A 16,574-nucleotide genomic window follows, 5' to 3' on the forward strand; every position below is an offset into this window, starting at 1 on the left:
GATTGAAGCGTGCGAAGAAAGCACCCGCGCATCGGGTCCTGGCTGAAGACGATATGCACCAGTCTCAGCGACACCTGGAAGGCTTGGGCAAGATGGAGCCAGGGCCGGGCGCAGGCGGCAGTCGCGCCGCCCGCGCCCGGCGGGCCCGGGCTATCCGGCGGGACTTACCAGTGAAAGCCCGCGCCGACGGTGCCGCCGAGCTTGCCGCGCGTCGTGGTGGAGCCCGATGCCTTGTAGACCCACACCCCGTTGCCCGATACGCCGGAAACGCCGATCGCCATGGCGGAGCGTCCCTCGTAGGTGGACGCGGCCATCGAGAGCATGTTCTTGCCCGGAATCGCGGCGCTGGGCAGTCCGGCCATGGCCATGGCGGAAGCCACGCCGGCGTTGACCTCTGAACGCAGCTGGCCGATCTTGCTATCCGTGTAGGCATTGGCCCGTTGCACCGCCTGACCGCCGGACTGGCGGGAAAGATCGAGCGCCTGGCCCAGGTTCACCGCGTCGGTGGCGGAAGAACCCGCCGCGACATTGGTGATCTGGCGTTCCTGTCCGGCGCTGCCGACCGACACGCTGTTGGCGCGGTCCGCCACCGAATCCGAGCCCAGCGCCACGCTGCCCGCCGCGCTGGCGCTGGCGTTGTTGCCCAGGGCCACGCCGCCCTGGCCGGTGACGCTGGCGCCCGAGCCGATGGCATTGCCCTGGCTGCCCTGGGCCACGGTCGCGCGGCTGACGTCGCTGGCATGGTCCGTGGTGATCGCCGCGGTATGGCGCGCCAACTCCTGGCCGGCGCCGCGGATTTGCGTCATCTGCTGGTCCAGGGCGGCGATGCGTACGCCCTGCTGGGACGCCGCGGCCGTGACTGCATCGACCGCCGTCGCATTGGCGGCCACGTTCGCTTCGGTCCGGGCCAGTTGCGAGCCGTTGATTGCGTCCGAGCTGGTCGCGTTGACGGCACCGGCCGCGACGCCGGACACGGTGCGCGAGCCGGCGGTGCCGGCCATGCTGACCGAGGAGCCGGCGGTGGCGCCGGCCACGGTCACGGCGCCGGTGGCGGCGTCCTGGCGCACCAGGCCCGTCGTGCCGTTGACGATCTGCGTCTGCAGGTTGGTCAGGTTGGTCGTGGTCTGGCTGATCTGTCCGCCCAGGGTGGTCAGGTTGCCCTCGACGGTCGTGACACGGTCGCCCACGCTGGTGATGGCCGTGCCGTTGTTGGCGATGTCGGTCCGGTTCTGCGCGATGGCGGCGGTGTTGGCGGTGACGTTGGCGTTGGTCTGGAACAGCTGCGCGCCGTTGACCGCGTCCGTGCTGGTGGCGCTCAGGCCGCCGGCGGTGACACCCGTCACGGTGCGCGAGCCGGCGGTGCCGGCCATGCTGACCGAGGTGCCGGCGGTGGCGCCAGCGACGGTCACGGCGCCGGTGGCGGCATCCTGGCGCACCAGGCCGGTCGTGCCATTGGTGATCTGCGTTTGCAGATTGGTCAGATTGCCTGCGACCGTCGTCACCCGGTTATCCACATTGTTGATGGCCGTCGTGTTGCCGGCGATATCGGTCCGGTTCTGGGCGATGGCGGCGGTGTTGGCCGCGACGTTGGCGTTGGTCTGGGACAGCTGTGCGCCGTTGACCGCGTCGGTGCTGGTCGCGCTCAGGCCGCCGGCGGTGACACCCGTCACCGTGCGCGAGCCGGCGGTGCCGGCCATGCTGACCGAGGTGCCGGCGGTGGCGCCGGCCACGGTCACTGCGCCGGTGGCGGCGTCCTGGCGCACCAGGCCCGTCGTGCCGTTGATGATCTGCGTCTGCAGGTTGGTCAGGTTGGTCGTGGTCTGGCTGATCTGTCCGCCCAGGTTGGTGATGTTGCCCTCGGCCGTGGTCACGCGGTCGCCCACGCTGGTGATGGCCGTGCTGTTGTTGGCGATGTCGGTCCGGTTCTGGGCGATGGCGGCGGTGTTGGCGGTGACGTTGGCGTTGGTCTGGAACAGCTGCGCGCCGTTGACCGCGTCCGTGCTGGTGGCGCTCAGGCCGCCGGCGGTGACACCCGTCACGGTGCGGGAGCCAGCGGTGCCGGCCATGCTGACCGAGGTGCCGCCCGTGGCGCCGGCCACGGTCACGGCGCCGGTGGCGGCATCCTGGCGCACCAGGCCCGCCGTGCCATTGGTGATCTGCGTTTGCAGGCTGGACAGATTGCCTTCGACGGTGGTGACGCGATTGGTGACGTTGTTGATGGCCGTCGTGTTACCGGCAATATCGGTCCGGTTCTGGGCGATGGCGGCGGTGTTGGCGGTGACGTTGGCATTGGTCTGGAACAGCTGCGAGCCGTTGACCGCGTCCGTGCTGGCAGCGCTCAGGCCGCCGGCCGTCACACCCGTCACGGTACGGGAACCGGCGATGCCGGCCATGCTGACCGAGGTGCCGCCCGTGGCGCCGGCCACGGTCACAGCGCCGGTGGCGGCATCCTGGCGCACCAGGCCCGTCGTGCCGTTGGTGATCTGCTGCTGCAGATTGGTGATGTTGGTGGTGGCCTGGTTGATCTGTCCGCCCAGGGTCGACAGACCGCCTTCGACGGTCGTGACGCGGTTACCCAGGCTGGTGATGGCCGTGCCGTTGTTGGCGATATCGGTCCGGTTCTGCGCGATCGCAGCGGTGTTGGCGGTGACGTTTGTGTTGGTCTGGAACAGCTGCGAGCCGTTGACCGCGTTCGTGCTGGTCGCGTTCAGCGCGCCGGCCGTGACACCCGTCACGGTGCGGGAGCCAGCGGTGCCGGCCATGCTGACCGAGGTGCCGGCGGTGGCGCCGGCCACGGTCACGGCGCCGGTGGCGGCATCCTGGCGCACCAGGCCCGCCGTGCCGTTGACGATTTGCGTTTGCAGGCTGGACAGGCTGCCTTCGACGGTGGTGACCCGATTGGTGACGTTGTTGATGGCCGTCGTGTTACCGGCAATATCGGTCCGGTTCTGGGCGATGGCGGCGGTGTTGGCGGTGACGTTGGCGTTGGTCTGGAACAGCTGCGAGCCGTTGACCGCATTCGTGCTGGTCGCGTTCAGTGCGCCGGCGGTGACACCCGTCACGGTGCGCGAGCCGGCGGTGCCGGCCATGCTGACCGAGGTGCCGGCGGTGGCGCCGGCCACGGTCACGGCGCCGGTGGCGGCGTCCTGGCGCACCAGGCCCGTCGTGCCATTGACGATCTGCTGCTGCAGATTGGTGATGTTGGTGGTGGCCTGGTTGACTTGTCCGCCCAGGTTGGTCAGGCTGCCCTCGACGGTCGTGACGCGGTTGCCCACGCTGGTGATGGCCGTGCCGTTGTTGGCGATGTCGGTCCGGTTTTGCGCGATGGCGGCGGTGTTGGCGGTGACGTTGGCGTTGGTCTGGAACAGTTGCGAGCCATTGACCGCGTCCGTGCTGGTCGCGCTCAGGCCGCCGGCGCGCACGCCGGTCACCGTGCGGGAACCGGCGGTGCCAGCCATGCTGACCGAGGTGCCGCCGGTGGCGTTGGCCACGGTCACGGCGCCGGTGGCGGCGTCCTGGCGCACCAGGCCCGTTGTGCCATTGGCGATCTGCTGCTGCAGCGTGGTGATGTTGCCCTCGGCGGTGCCCATGCGCGAGCCCAGGTTGGTGATGTTGCCCTCGGTCGTGGTCACGCGGTTGCCCACGCTGGTGATGGCCGTGCTGTTGTTGGCGATATTGGTCCGGTTCTGCGCGATGGCGTTAGTGTTGGCCGTGACGTTGGCGTTGGTCTGGAACAGCTGACCACCGTTGACGGCGTCGGAACTCGTTGTGTTCAGCGCGCCGGCGCGCACGCCGGTCACCGTGCGCGCGCCGGCGGTGCCGGTCATGTTGACCGTGGCGCCGCCGGTGGCGCTGGCGACCGTCACGTCGCCCGCCGCACCGTTCTGGCGCACCAGGCCGATCGTGCCGTTGCCGATCTGCGTCTGCAGGTTGGTCAGGTTGGTGGTGGTCTGCGTGACCTGGGCGCCCAGGTTGGTGACATTGCCTTCCGTGGCGGTTACGCGTCCGCCCAGGCCCGAGATGGCGGTCGTGTTCTGCGTGATGGAGGTCTGGGCGGCGGCCAGGCCGGTATTGGTGACGAACAGCTGCGAACCGTTGACCGCGTCCGTGCTGGTCGCGTTCAGGGCGCCGGCGGTCAGGCCGCTGATGCCATTGTTGGACATGTTGACCGGGCTCAGCATCACGATGCCGTTCGTTGCCCGCAGCTGCAGGGTCTGGTCGGCCATGCCGCGAACGAACACCGTCGAGGTGTCGAGTCCGCCGCCGGTGGAGGTGCCCAGGTTCTGCAGGCTGAACACCGGCTGCTGCGCGGTGCATGTGATTCGGTTGTAGGTATCCGTCGCATAGGATTGACCGGAGGTGCCATTGCACAGCTGGAGAGACTGCGCGTTCGCGGCGGAGCCATAGACGAGGCCGGCGCCGATCACCATCATGCCGCCGACGGCCAGCAGCGGTCCATTGGCTCGGCCGCTTTTCCCGCGTGCTCGCGAGACTTCGGACACGGGAGTCCAGGATTGGGTGACGGCGTTCCAAACGAGGCGGTAGATTCGATTCATGGCTGGTCCATAAGAGAGAGGGTATTTAGCTATGCCGCCCCATCAAGCAATATCGAAACAGCCGAGCAAGGCATACGCGAAGAATTCATGGAGTGACTCCATGTGGGTAAAACTATATTCAAGGCGGGTAGGGCGGAAAACCGTAGAAGTTCGAGAATTCAACCCGCTTGGCAGTTCACCAGCGATAGCTGATGCCTATGCCGACGCCGATCTTGCCGTTCTGCTGGATGGAACCGGAGGCCTTGTAGGTCCAGGCGCCTGTCTCGGACATTTTCGACAGCCCGATCGCGGCGGCGGATTCGCCGCCGTAGGTGGCCGCGGCCATCGATACCATGCCCTTGCCCGGCAGGATGGCGCCAGGCAGGCCGGCCATGGCCATGGCCGAGGCAATGCCCCCGTTCAGGTCTGAGCGCAGCTGGCCGATCCTGCCGTCCGTGTAGGCATTGGCCTGTTGCACGGCCTGGCCGCCGGATTGACCGGAGAGCTCGAGCACCTGGCCCAGGTTCACCGCGTCGGTGGCGGAAGAACCCGCCGCGACATGGGTGATCTGGCGTTCCTGTCCGGCGCTGCCGACCGACACGCTGTTGGCGCGGTCCGCCACCGAATCCGAGCCCAGCGCCACGCTGGCCGTCGCGCTAGCGCTGGCGTTGTTGCCCAGGGCCACGCCGCCCTGGCCGGTGACGCTGGCGCCCGAGCCGATGGCATTGCCCTGGCTGCCCTGGGCCACGGTCGCGCGGCTGACGGGGCTGGCGTTGTCGGTGGTGATCGCCGCGGTATGGCGCGCCAGCTCCTGGCCGGCGCCGCGGATCTGCGTCATGTGCTGGTCCAGGGCGGCGGTCTGCTCATCCTGCCGGATCACCGAGGCGGCCACGGCTTCGACCGCCGTGGCATTGGCGGCCACGCTCGCATCGGTCCGGGCCAGTTGCGCGCCGTTGACCACGTCCGAGCTGGCCGCGTCGACGGCGCCGGCCGCGACGCCGGATACGGTGCGCGAGCCGGCGGTGCCGGCCATGCTGACCGAGGCGCCGGCGGTGGCGCCGGCCACGGTCACGGCGCCGGTGGCGGCGTCTTGGCGCACCAGGCCGGTCGTGCCGTTGATGATCTGCGTCTGCAGGTTGGTCAGGTTGGTCTTGGTCTGGGACAGTTGGCTGTCACGGTTCGCAAGGTCTGCCTCGACCACCGTCACGCGGTCGCCCACGCTGGTGATGGCCGCGCCGTTGTTGGCGATATCGGTCCGGTCCTGCGCGATGGCGGCGGTGTTGGCGGCGACGCCCGCGTCGGTCTGGAACAGCTGTGACCCGTTGGCCATGTCCGAGCTCGTTGCATTCAGCGCGCCGGTCGTGACGCCGGTCACGGTGCGGGAGCCGCCCGTTCCGGCCATGCTGACCGAGGCGCCGGCGGTGGCGCCGGCCACGGTCACAGCGCCGGTGGCGGCATCTTGGCGCACCAGGCCCGTCGCGCCGTTGACGATCTGGCTTTGCAGCGTGGTCAGATCGCCGTCGACCGTCGTCACGCGGTTATCGATGTTGCTGATCAGCGTGCCGTGGTTGGCGATATCGGTCCGATCCTGATTGATGGCATTGGTATTGGCGGAGACGCTGGCGTTGGTCTGGAACAGCTGTGCGCCGTTGATCGCGTCCGAGCTGGCCGCGTTGACGGCGCCGGCCGCGACGCCGGACACGGTGCGCGAGCCGGCCGTTCCGGCCATGCTGACCGAGGCGCCGGCGGTGGCGCCGGCCACGGTCACGGCGCCGGTGGCGGCGTCCTGGCGCGCCAGGCCGGTCGTGCCGTTGATGATCTGCTGCTGCAAGTTGGTCAAGTTGGTCGTGGTCTGGTTGACTTGTACGCCCAGGGTGGACACGTTGCCCTCGACGGTCGTGACACGGTCGCCCACGCTGGTGATGGCCGTGCCGTTGTTGGCGATGTCGGTCCGGTTCTGGGCGATGGCAGCGGTGTTGGCGGTGACGTTGGCGTTGGTCTGGAACAGCTGCGCGCCGTTGACCGCATCCGTGCTGGTCGCAGTCAGGGCGCCGGCCGTGACACCCGTCACGGTGCGGGAACCGGCGGTGCCGGCCATGCTGACCGACGAGCCGCCCGTGGCGCCGGCCACGGTCACGGCGCCGGTGGCGGCGTCCTGGCGCACCAGGCCCGCCGTGCCATTGGTGATCTGCGTTTGCAGGCTGGACAGATTGCCTTCGACGATGGTGACGCGATTGGTGACGTTGTTGATGGCCGTCGTGTTACCGGCGATATCGGTCCGGTTCTGGGCGATGGCGGCGGCGTTGGCGGTGACATTGGCGTTGGTCTGGAACAGCTGTCCGCCGTTGACGGCATCCATGCTGGTCGCGTTCAGCGCTCCGGCCGTGACACCCGTCACGGTGCGCGAGCCGGCGATGCCGGCCATGCTGACCGACGAGCCACCCGTGGCGCCGGCCACGGTCACGGCGCCGGTGGCGGCGTCCTGGCGGACCAGGCCCGTCGTGCCATTGACGATCTGCGTTTGCAGGTTGCTCAGGTTGGTCGTGGTCTGGCTGATCTGTCCGCCAAGGTTGGTGATGTTGCCCTCGGCCGTGGTCACGCGGTCGCCCACGCTGGTGATAGCGGTGCTGTTGTTGGCGATATCGGTCCGGTTCTGCGCGATGGCGGCGGTGTTGGCCGTGACATTGGCGTTGGTCTGGAACAGTTGCGAGCCGTTGACCGCGTCCGAACTCGTTGCGTTCAGCGCGCCGGCGCGCACGCCGGTCACGGTACGGGAGCCGGCCGTTCCGGCCATGCTGACCGAGGTGCCGGCGGTGGCGCCGGCCACGGTCACGGCGCCGGTGGTGGCGTCCTGGCGCACCAGGCCCGTCGTGCCGTTGACGATCTGCGTTTGCAGGCTGGACAGGCTGCCTTCGACGGTGGTGACCCGATTGCTGACGTTGTTGATGGAAGTCGTAGCGCCGGCGATATCGGTCCGGGTTTGCGCGATGGCGCTGGTGTTGGCGGTGACGTTGGCGTTGGTCTGGAACAGCTGCGAGCCGTTGACCGCGTTCGTGCTGGTCGCGTTCAGCGCGCCGGCCGTGACACCCGTCACGGTGCGCGAGCCGGCGGCGCCCGCCATGCTGACCGAGGTGCCGGCGGTGGCGCCGGCCACGGTCACGGCGCCGGTGGCGGCGTCCTGGCGCACCAGGCCCGTCGTGCCATTGACGATCTGCTGCTGCAGATTGGTGATGTTGGTGGTGGTCTGGTTGACCTGTCCGCCCAGGTTGGTCAGGCTGCCCTCGACAGTCGTGACGCGGTTGCCCACGCTGGTGATGGCCGTGTTGTTGTTGGCGATGTCGGTCCGGTTCTGCGCGATCGCAGCGGTGTTGGCCGTGACGTTGGCGTTAGTCTGGAACAGTTGCGAGCCGTTGACCGCGTCCGTGCTGGCCGCGCTCAGGCCGCCGGCGCGCACGCCGGTCACCGTGCGGGAACCGGCGGTGCCGGCCATGCTGACCGAGGTGCCGCCGGTGGCGTTGGCCACGGTCACGGCGCCAGTGGCGGCGTCCTGGCGCACCAGGCCCGTCGTGCCATTGGAGATCAGCTGTTGCAGCGTGGTGATGTTGCCCTCGGCGGTGCCCATGCGCGAGCCCAGGTTGGTGATGTTGCCCTCGGCCGTGGTCACGCGGTTGCCCACGCTGGTGATGGCCGCGCTGCTGTTGGCGATGTTGGTCCGGTTCTGCGCGATGGCGTTAGTGTTGGCCGTGACGTTGGCGTTGGCCTGGAACAGCTGCGAGCCGTTGACCGCGTCGGCGCTGGTCGCGTTCAGCGCGCCAGCGCGCACGCCGGTCACCGTGCGCGCGCCGGCCGTGCCGGTCATGTTGACCGTGGCGCCGCCAGTGGCGCTGGCGACCGTCACATCGCCCGAGGCGCCGTTCTGGCGCACCAGGCCGATCGCGCCATTGCCGATCTGCGTTTGCAGGTTGGTCAGGTTGGTGGTGGTCTGCGTGACCTGGGCGCCCAGGTTGGTGACATTGCCTTCCGTGGCGGTTACGCGTCCGCCCAGGCCCGAGATGGCGGTCGTGTTCTGCGTGATGGAGGTCTGGGCGGCGGTCAGGCCGGTATTGGTGACGAACAGCTGCGAACCGTTGACCGCGTCCGTGCTGGTGGCGTTCAGGGCGCCGGCCGTCAGGCCGCTGATGCCGTTGTTGGACATGTTGACCGGGCTTAGCATCACGATGCCGTTCGTTGCCCTCAGCTGCAAGGACTGGTTCACCGCGCTGCGTACGTATACGGTGGATGTGGCAAAACCGCCTCCGCCCCACCCGCCTCCGCCCGCGCCTTGGTTTTGCAGGCTGAATCCAGTGGTATTAGTACAAGTTATTGATCCCCAGTTGTTGTACGCAAAAGCCTGGCCCCAGCCGTTGTTACCGCACGCTTGTAGTGATTGAGCGGCCGCCGGGGTTGCGTAGAAAAGTCCCGGGCCAGCCAATGCGATTGTCATCACAAGACGCAGTCGTTTTTTTTGAGTGCTGCGAGTCTTGCCGCGCGAGCGGGTGAGTTCGGAGACGGGAGTCCAGGATTGGGTGATGGCGTTCCAAACCAGGCGGTAGATTCGGTTCATTCGTGGCCACAGGAAAGAGTTTGGCGGGACGGCGCGCCTCCGTGGAGGTATCGACTTGGCCGGGTAGGCCAAGGCGCCGGTTTTTTCCGCGCGTTTCGTGTGGTTGAAACTATAAGTAGCGCTACTTCCAGGGAAAATCGTCGAAATTCGAGAAAAGGCAGGGCGACCGCAAGCCGGCCCGCTCAGCCGTTCACCAGCGATAGCTGATGCCTATGCCCACGCCGATCTTGCCGTTCTGCTGGATGGAACCGGAGGCCTTGTAGGTCCAGGCGCCTGTCTCGGACATTTTCGACAGCCCGATCGCGGCGGCGGACTCGCCGCTGTAGGTGGCCGCGGCCATCGATACCATGCCCTTGCCCGGCAGAAGGGCGCTGGGCAGGCCGGCCATGGCCATGGCCGAGGCAATGCCCCCGTTCAGGTCTGAGCGCAGCTGGCCGATCCTGCCGTCCGTGTAGGCATTGGCCTGTTGCACGGCCTGGCCGCCGGATTGACCGGAGAGTTCCAGCACCTGGCCCAGGTTCACCGCATCGGTGGCGGAAGAACCCGCCGCCACATTGGTGATCTGGCGTTCCTGTCCGGCGCTGCCGACCGATACGCTGTTGGCGCGATCCGCCACCGAATTCGAGCCCAGCGCCACGCTGCCCGTCGCGCTGGCGCTGGCGTTGTTGCCCAGGGCCACGCCGCCCTGGCCGGTGACGCTGGCGCCCGAGCCGATGGCGTTGCCCTGGCTGCCCTGGGCCACGGTCGCGCGGCTGACGTCGCTGGCATGGTCCGTGGTGATCGCCGCGGTATGGCGCGCCAGTTCCTGGCCGGCGCCGCGGATCTGCGTCATTTGCTGGTCCAGGGCGGCGGTCTGTTCATCCTGCCGGATCACCGAGGCGGCCACGGCATCTACCGCCGTGGCATTGGCGGCCACGTTCGCATCGGTCCGGGCCAGTTGCGAGCCGTTGATCGCATCCGAGCTGGCCGCGTTGACGGCGCCGGCCGCGACGCCGGACACGGTGCGCGAGCCGGCCGTTCCGGCCATGCTGACCGAGGCGCCAGCGGTGGCGCTGGCCACGGTTACGACGCCGGTGGCGGCGTCCTGGCGCACCAGGCCGGTCGTGCCGTTGACGATCTGCGTCTGCAGGTTGGTGATGTTGGTGGTGGTCTGGCTGATCTGTCCGCCCAGGGTGGTCAGGTTGCCCTCGATGGTCGTGACACGGTCGCCTACGCTGGTGATGGCCGTGCCGTTGTTGGCGATGTCGATCTGATTTTGCGCGAGGGTGGCGGTGTTGGCCGCGACGTTCGCATTGGTCTGTGACAGCTGCGCGCCGTTGACCGCGTCCGTGCTGGCCGCAGTAAGGGCGCCGGCCGTGACGCCGGTCACGGTGCGGGAACCCTCGGTGCCGGCCATGCTGACCGAGGCGCCGGCGGTAGCGTTGGCCACGGTCACGGCGCCGGTGGCGGCGTCCTGGCGCACCAGGCCTGTCGCGCCGCTGCTGATCTGGGTTTGCAGGTCGGACAGGTTGCCTGCGACCGTCGTCACCTGGTTATCAACGTTGTTGATGGTGGCCGTGTTGCCGGCGATGTCGGTGCGGTCCTGGTCGATGGCATTGGTGTTGGCGGTGATGTTCGCGTTGGTCTGGAACAGCTGGGCCCCGTTGACCGCGTCCGTGCTGGCTGCGCTCAGGCTGCCCGCCGTGACACCCGTCACGGCACGGGATCCGGCGGTGCCGGCCATGCTGAGCGAGGAGCCGGCGGTGGCGCCGGCCACGGTCACGGCGCCGGTGGCGGCGTCCTGGCGCACCAGGCCCGTCGTGCCGTTGATGATCTGCTGCTGCAGGTTGGTGATGCTGGAGGCGGCCTGGTTGATCTGTCCGCCCAGGGTCGACAGGTTGCCCTCGACGGTCGTGACGCGGTCGCCCAAGCTGGTGATGGCCACACTGTTGTTGGCGATGTCGGTCCGGTTCTGCGTGATCGCGGCGGTGTTGGCCGCGACGTTGGCGTTGGTCTGGAACAGTTGCCCGCCGTTGACCGCGTCCGAACTCGTTGCGTTGAGCGCGCCGGCCGTGACACCCGTCACGGTGCGCGAGCCGGCGGTGCCGGCCATGCTGACCGAGGTGCCGGCGGTGGCGCCAGCCACGGTCACGGCGCCGGTGGCGGCATCCTGGCGCACCAGGCCCGCCGTGCCGTTGACGATTTGCGTTTGCAGGTTGGTCAGATTGCCTGCGACGGTCGTCACCCGGTTATCAACGTTGTTGATGGCCGTCGTGTTGCCGGCGATATCGGTCCGGTTCTGGGCGATGGCGGCGGTATTGGCGGTGACATTGGCGTTGGTCTGGAACAGCTGGGCGCCGTTGACGGCATCCGTGCTGGCCGCGCTCAGGCCGCCGGCCGTGACACCCGTCACGCTGCGGGAACCGGCGGTGCCGGCCATGCTGACCGAGGTGCCGCCCGTGGCGCCGGCCACGGTCACGGTGCCGGTGGCGGCATCCTGGCGCACCAGGCCCGCCGTGCCGTTGACGATCTGCGTTTGCAGGTTGCTCAGGTTGGTCGTGGTCTGGCTGATCTGTCCGCCTAGGGTGGACAGGCCGCCTTCCACGGTCGTGACGCGGTCGCCCACGCTGGTGATGGCCGTGCCGTTGTTGGCGATATCGGTCCGGTTTTGCGCGATCGCGGCGGTGTTGGCGGTGACGTTGGCGTTGGTCTGGAACAGCTGCGAGCCGTTGACCGCGTCCGTGCTGGTGGCGCTCAGGCCGCCGGCCGTGACACCCGTCACGGTGCGGGAGCCGGCGGTACCAGCCATGCTGACCGAGGCGCCGCCGGTGGCGCCGGCCATGGTCACCGCGCCGGTGGTGGCGTCCTGGCGCACCAGGCCCGCCGTGCCATTGGTGATCTGCGTTTGCAGGCTGGACAGGCTGCCTTCGACGGTGGTGACCCGATTGCTGACGTTGTTGATGGAAGTCGTAGCGCCGGCGATATCGGTCCGGGTTTGCGCGATGGCGGCGGTGTTGGCGGTGACGTTGGCGTTGGTCTGGAACAGCTGTGCGCCGTTGACCGCGTCCGCGCTGGCCGCAGTAAGGCCGCCGGCCGTGACACCCGTCACGGTGCGCGAGCCGGCGGTGCCGGCCATGCTGACCGAGGTGCCGGCGGTGGCGCCGGCCACGGTCACGGCGCCGGTGGCGGCGTCCTGGCGCACCAGGCCCGTCGTGCCATTGACGATCTGCTGCTGCAGATTGGTGATGTTGGTGGTGGTCTGGTTGACCTGTCCGCCCAGGTTGGTCAGGCTGCCCTCGACAGTCGTGACGCGGTTGCCCACGCTGGTGATGGCCGTGTTGTTGTTGGCGATGTCGGTCCGGTTCTGCGCGATCGCAGCGGTGTTGGCCGTGACGTTGGCGTTGGTCTGGAACAGTTGCGAGCCGTTGACCGCGTCCGTGCTGGCCGCGCTCAGGCCGCCGGCGCGCACGCCGGTCACCGTGCGGGAACCGGCGGTGCCGGCCATGCTGACCGAGGTGCCGCCGGTGGCGTTGGCCACGGTCACGGCGCCAGTGGTGGCGTCCTGGCGCACCAGGCCCGTCGTGCCATTGGCGATCTGCTGCTGCAGCGTGGTGATGTTGCCCTCGGCAGTGCCCATGCGCGAGCCCAGGTTGGTGATGTTGCCCTCGGTCGTAGTCACGCGGTTGGCCACGCTGGTGATGGCCGTGCTGTTGTTGGCGATATTGGTCCGGTTCTGCGCGATGGCGTTAGTGTTGGCCGTGACGTTGGCGTTGGTCTGGAACAGCTGACCACCGTTGACGGCGTCGGAACTCGTTGTGTTCAGCGCGCCGGCGCGCACGCCGGTCACCGTGCGCGCGCCGGCGGTGCCGGTCATGTTGACCGTGGCGCCGCCGGTGGCGCTGGCGACCGTCACGTCGCCCGCCGCACCGTTCTGGCGCACCAGGCCGATCGTGCCGTTGCCGATCTGCGTCTGCAGGTTGGTCAGGTTAGTGGTGGTCTGTGTGACCTGGGCGCCCAGGTTGGTGACATTGCCTTCCGTGGCGGTTACGCGTCCGCCCAGGCCAGAGATGGCGGCCGTGTTCTGCGTGATGGAGGTCTGGGCGGCGGCCAGGCCGGTATTGGTGACGAACAGCTGCGAACCGTTGACCGCGTCCGTGCTGGTCGCGTTCAGGGCGCCGGCCGTCAGGCCGCTGATGCCATTGTTGGACATATTGACCGGACTCAGCATCGAGATGCCGTTCGTTGCCTGCAACCGCAGGGTCTGGTCGGGTAGGCTGCGTATGTATACCGTCGACGTAGAGAAACCGCCTCCAGCAGTGCCACTGCCCAGGTTTTGCAGGTTGAAGTAGTCTCGAACGACGCTACAGCCGAGTCCTTGAAATCTGTCGTATCCATAGACCATGCCGCCCCCGTCAACGCACATCTGAAGCGACTGCGCGCTGGCCGTGGGACTCTGGAACAGTCCCGTGCCGGTCAGCGCCATCGCGACCGCCACGAGCAGTCCCTTGTGGGGACGGCCGCCCTTGCCGCGCGCGCGGGTGAGTTCGGAAACAGGGGTCCAGGATTGGGTGACGGCGTTCCAAACCAGGCGGTGGATTCGGTTCATTTTTAGCCACAGGAAAGAGTTTGGCGGGACGGCGCGCCTCCGTAGAGGTATCGGCTTGGCCGGGTAGGCCAAGGCGCCGGTGTGTTTCCGCGCGTTTCGTGTGGCTGGAACTATAAGTAGCGCGACTTCCAGGGAAAATCGTCGAAATCCGAGAAAGGGCAGGGCGAGCGCAAGCCGGCTTCACGGCTGCAGATACAGCCAATGACCAGGCCGGCATACAAGCGCAGCGCACAACCCAGCTGAAAAGAATCTGAACACAATGGCTGCCTCGCGCATCGTCGTTTCATGGCAACGGAATAAGAAAGATATTGCGACGTATTATCGTTATTACGAGAATGGCGAATTGTTCCATTTCAAACGACTTCGACTCGATCCCGCAGGCCATGTCCGTCATCCGTCCCCTTTCCTCCGCCTTGCTCGTCCTGGGGCCGCTGGTCTCCATGACCGTCCATGCCCAGGGCGATGCGCCCATCGCCACCTTGCCCGCCATCGGCGTCGTCGGCAGCGACGACGCCGGACAAAGCTACAACCCGCCCGCGTCCGCCAGCGCCACCAAGATCGACGCGCCGCTGCGCGACATTCCGCAAACGGTGAACGTGGTGCCGGCGCAGGTGCTGCGCGACCAGCACGCCATGTCGGTGCAGGACGCGCTCAAGAACGTGCCAGGCGTCAGCTTCTCGACCGGGGACGGCCAGCGCGACCAGGTCTCGATACGGGGTTTCACCGCCATCGCCGACCAGTTCGTCGACGGCTTGCGTGATGACGCGCTGTACTTCCGCGACCTGTCCAACGTCGAGCGCATCGACGTCATCAAGGGTCCGGCGGCGGTGCTGTATGGCCGAGGCTCGTCCGGCGGCCTGATCAACCGCGTGACCAAGCGGCCGGGAGAGGACGTCTCGCAGCTCGGCCTGAGCTACGGATCCTGGAACGACCGTCGGCTCGACGTCGACCTGGGCCGCGTCACTGAAAGCGGGTCCCTGGCCTGGCGCCTGACCGGCGCGGCGGAGAAGGGCGACAGCTATCGCGACAAGCAGTTCATTGACCGCAAGGCGATCGCGCCGTCCGCTCAGTTCAGGCTGGGCGATCACACCACGCTGCTGCTGCAGACGGAATTCCTGGAAGACCGCCGCCTGACCGACTTCGGCATTCCCGCCTACCATGGCCGTCCGGTGCGGGTGGACCCGTCCACCTACTACGGCGCCGCGAACGCCCGCGACGCCGACTACACCCAGACGCGGATGCAGTCATATTCCGCCACGCTGACGCATCGCTTCAACGACAGCTGGTCGCTGCGCAACGCCACGCGCTATTACCACTACACGCTCAACCGCAACAACACGCTGCCCGGCTCGGTCAACGAAGCCGCCGGGACAGTGGCGCTGACCCACGGCAACGTGCGGCGCGAGGAGCATGGCTGGACCAACCAGACCGAGCTGATGCAGCGCGCGCAGTGGGGCCCGGTGCGCCACGACCTGCTCTATGGCGTGGAATTGAGCCAGCAGAACAAGGATCTGGTGAATTGGTCGGCGGCCAACGTCGCGGTGGTCAACCTGTTCGATCCGCGCCTGCCCGTCTTGCCGCGCCAGGTGACTGGCGCGCCGGGTTCGGACAACCTGGGCCGCTTCAGCACCCTGGGCCTGTATGTGCAGGACCTGATGTCGCTGGGCGAGCACTGGAAAGTGCTGGCCGGCGTGCGTCATGACCGCTACGAGCAGAAGACCGAGGATCGTCGTGGCGGCCGGAACCTGTCGCGCACCGACTCCAATTTCAGTCCGCGTCTGGGCCTGGTGTTCCAGCCCGACAGCATGCAGTCGTACTACGTGTCGTGGAGCCGGTCCTACCAGCCTTCGGGCGAAGCCTTCGCGCTGGCGGCCAACAACGTCGACCTGGCGCCGGAGCAGACCACCAATTATGAAGTCGGCGCCAAGTACGACTTCCTGGATGGCAGGCTCTCGACCACCGTGTCCGTGTTCCGCCTGGAACGCACCGACATCAAGGTCACCAATCCGGTGACCAACACGCTGGTGCCGGTGGGCACGCAGCGCACCGACGGCGCCGAGTGGACCCTGTCGGGCGACTTGTCGCACGGCTGGCGCGCGATGCTGGGCTACGCCTATCTGGATGCGCGCGTGACGCAGTCGGTCGCGCGCGACGCCGGCAGGGACGTGCAAGGCAAGCGCGCCACGCTGACGCCGCGCCATGCCGGCAATGTCTGGATCACCAAGGACCTGGGCGAGGGCTTCGGGGTCGGCGCCGGCCTGAATCTGGTGGGCGCGCGCTACGCCAACCCGGGCAACACGGTCAGGCTGCCGGGCTACATCACGGCGGACGCCGCCGCATGGTGGCGGCAGGGGCCGTATTCGGTGCAGTTGAACGTCTACAACCTGTTCGACGCCGGCTACATTGTGTCGGCGCACGGCACGAGTCCCAATCTGAACATGCCCGGCGCGCCGCGCAATGCGATGCTGAGCCTGCAGTACCGCATGTAGGGCGAGCGGGTCGGGCAGGGCGGCCTGGCGTCCCGGGCCGCCGCGCAAGCTCAGGAGGTGAACAGCCCATGATGCACGCAGAACATGATCAGCTCGTGATCGTTTTCCGTGCCGAGCTTGCGCATGGCCGCGACCTTGTGCGAGCTCACCGTGGAAATGCCGCGATTGAGCTGGGCAGCGATTTCGCTGACGCTCATGCCGGAGAACAGATAGCGCAGTATTTCCATCTCCTTGCGGGTGAGCTGGGCCACTCGGTCGTCCACGGGTTCACTGCGGTCTAGCAGGCTGGTGAGAAACCCCGACCGCTGCTCCGGGCGCGGGTTTTGAGGCAGACTCCTGCCTCGAATCGTCTTTCTGCTTTT

Annotated in this window: 5 protein-coding genes and 1 pseudogene; 1 reads left to right on the top strand and 5 read right to left on the bottom strand. The window is 67.8% G+C overall.

Going from position 1 to position 16,574, the window contains the following annotated elements:
* Nucleotides 1-164 precede the first annotated feature (164 nt).
* From AC6LJ5_RS19145 to AC6LJ5_RS19160, 4 genes and pseudogenes are all read right to left on the bottom strand, one after another.
* Complete coding sequence (locus tag AC6LJ5_RS19145; RefSeq protein WP_498141305.1) at nucleotides 165-4,556, bottom strand: ESPR-type extended signal peptide-containing protein; 4,392 nt, start codon at nucleotides 4,554-4,556, stop codon at nucleotides 165-167.
* A 175-nt stretch (nucleotides 4,557-4,731) separates the two neighbouring features.
* On the bottom strand, nucleotides 4,732-8,748 hold the full coding sequence (locus AC6LJ5_RS19150; protein ID WP_498141309.1) for a YadA family autotransporter adhesin: 4,017 nt from the start codon (nucleotides 8,746-8,748) through the stop codon (nucleotides 4,732-4,734).
* A 282-nt stretch (nucleotides 8,749-9,030) separates the two neighbouring features.
* A pseudogene (locus tag AC6LJ5_RS19155) lies at nucleotides 9,031-9,138 on the bottom strand (ESPR domain-containing protein); the annotation flags it as partial.
* Nucleotides 9,139-9,328: 190 nt separating this feature from the next.
* The gene (locus AC6LJ5_RS19160; protein ID WP_498141306.1) at nucleotides 9,329-13,723 is read right to left on the bottom strand and encodes a YadA-like family protein; all 4,395 of its coding nucleotides are present in this window, start codon (nucleotides 13,721-13,723) and stop codon (nucleotides 9,329-9,331) included.
* A gap of 383 nt (nucleotides 13,724-14,106) precedes the next feature.
* Between AC6LJ5_RS19160 and AC6LJ5_RS19165 the strand changes: the two genes are divergently transcribed.
* Nucleotides 14,107-16,212: a TonB-dependent receptor gene (locus AC6LJ5_RS19165; protein ID WP_498141307.1), complete on the top strand. Its 2,106-nt coding sequence runs from the start codon at nucleotides 14,107-14,109 to the stop codon at nucleotides 16,210-16,212.
* Between the two features lie 50 nt (nucleotides 16,213-16,262).
* Here the strand turns inward: AC6LJ5_RS19165 and AC6LJ5_RS19170 are convergent.
* Nucleotides 16,263-16,574, bottom strand: a 312-nt coding sequence (locus tag AC6LJ5_RS19170; protein ID WP_498141308.1) for a response regulator transcription factor, incomplete at its 5' end; no start/stop codon positions are given.

The sequence above is a fragment of the Achromobacter sp. 1011791174 genome (genome assembly GCF_059760925.1).

Coding starts and splice junctions, on each gene's coding strand:
- AC6LJ5_RS19145 (WP_498141305.1), bottom strand. CDS start 4,556: ATGAATCGAATCTACCGCCTCGTTTGGAACGCCGTCACCCAATCCTGG.
- AC6LJ5_RS19150 (WP_498141309.1), bottom strand. CDS start 8,748: ATGCTAAGCCCGGTCAACATGTCCAACAACGGCATCAGCGGCCTGACG.
- AC6LJ5_RS19160 (WP_498141306.1), bottom strand. CDS start 13,723: ATGAACCGAATCCACCGCCTGGTTTGGAACGCCGTCACCCAATCCTGG.
- AC6LJ5_RS19165 (WP_498141307.1), top strand. CDS start 14,107: ATGTCCGTCATCCGTCCCCTTTCCTCCGCCTTGCTCGTCCTGGGGCCG.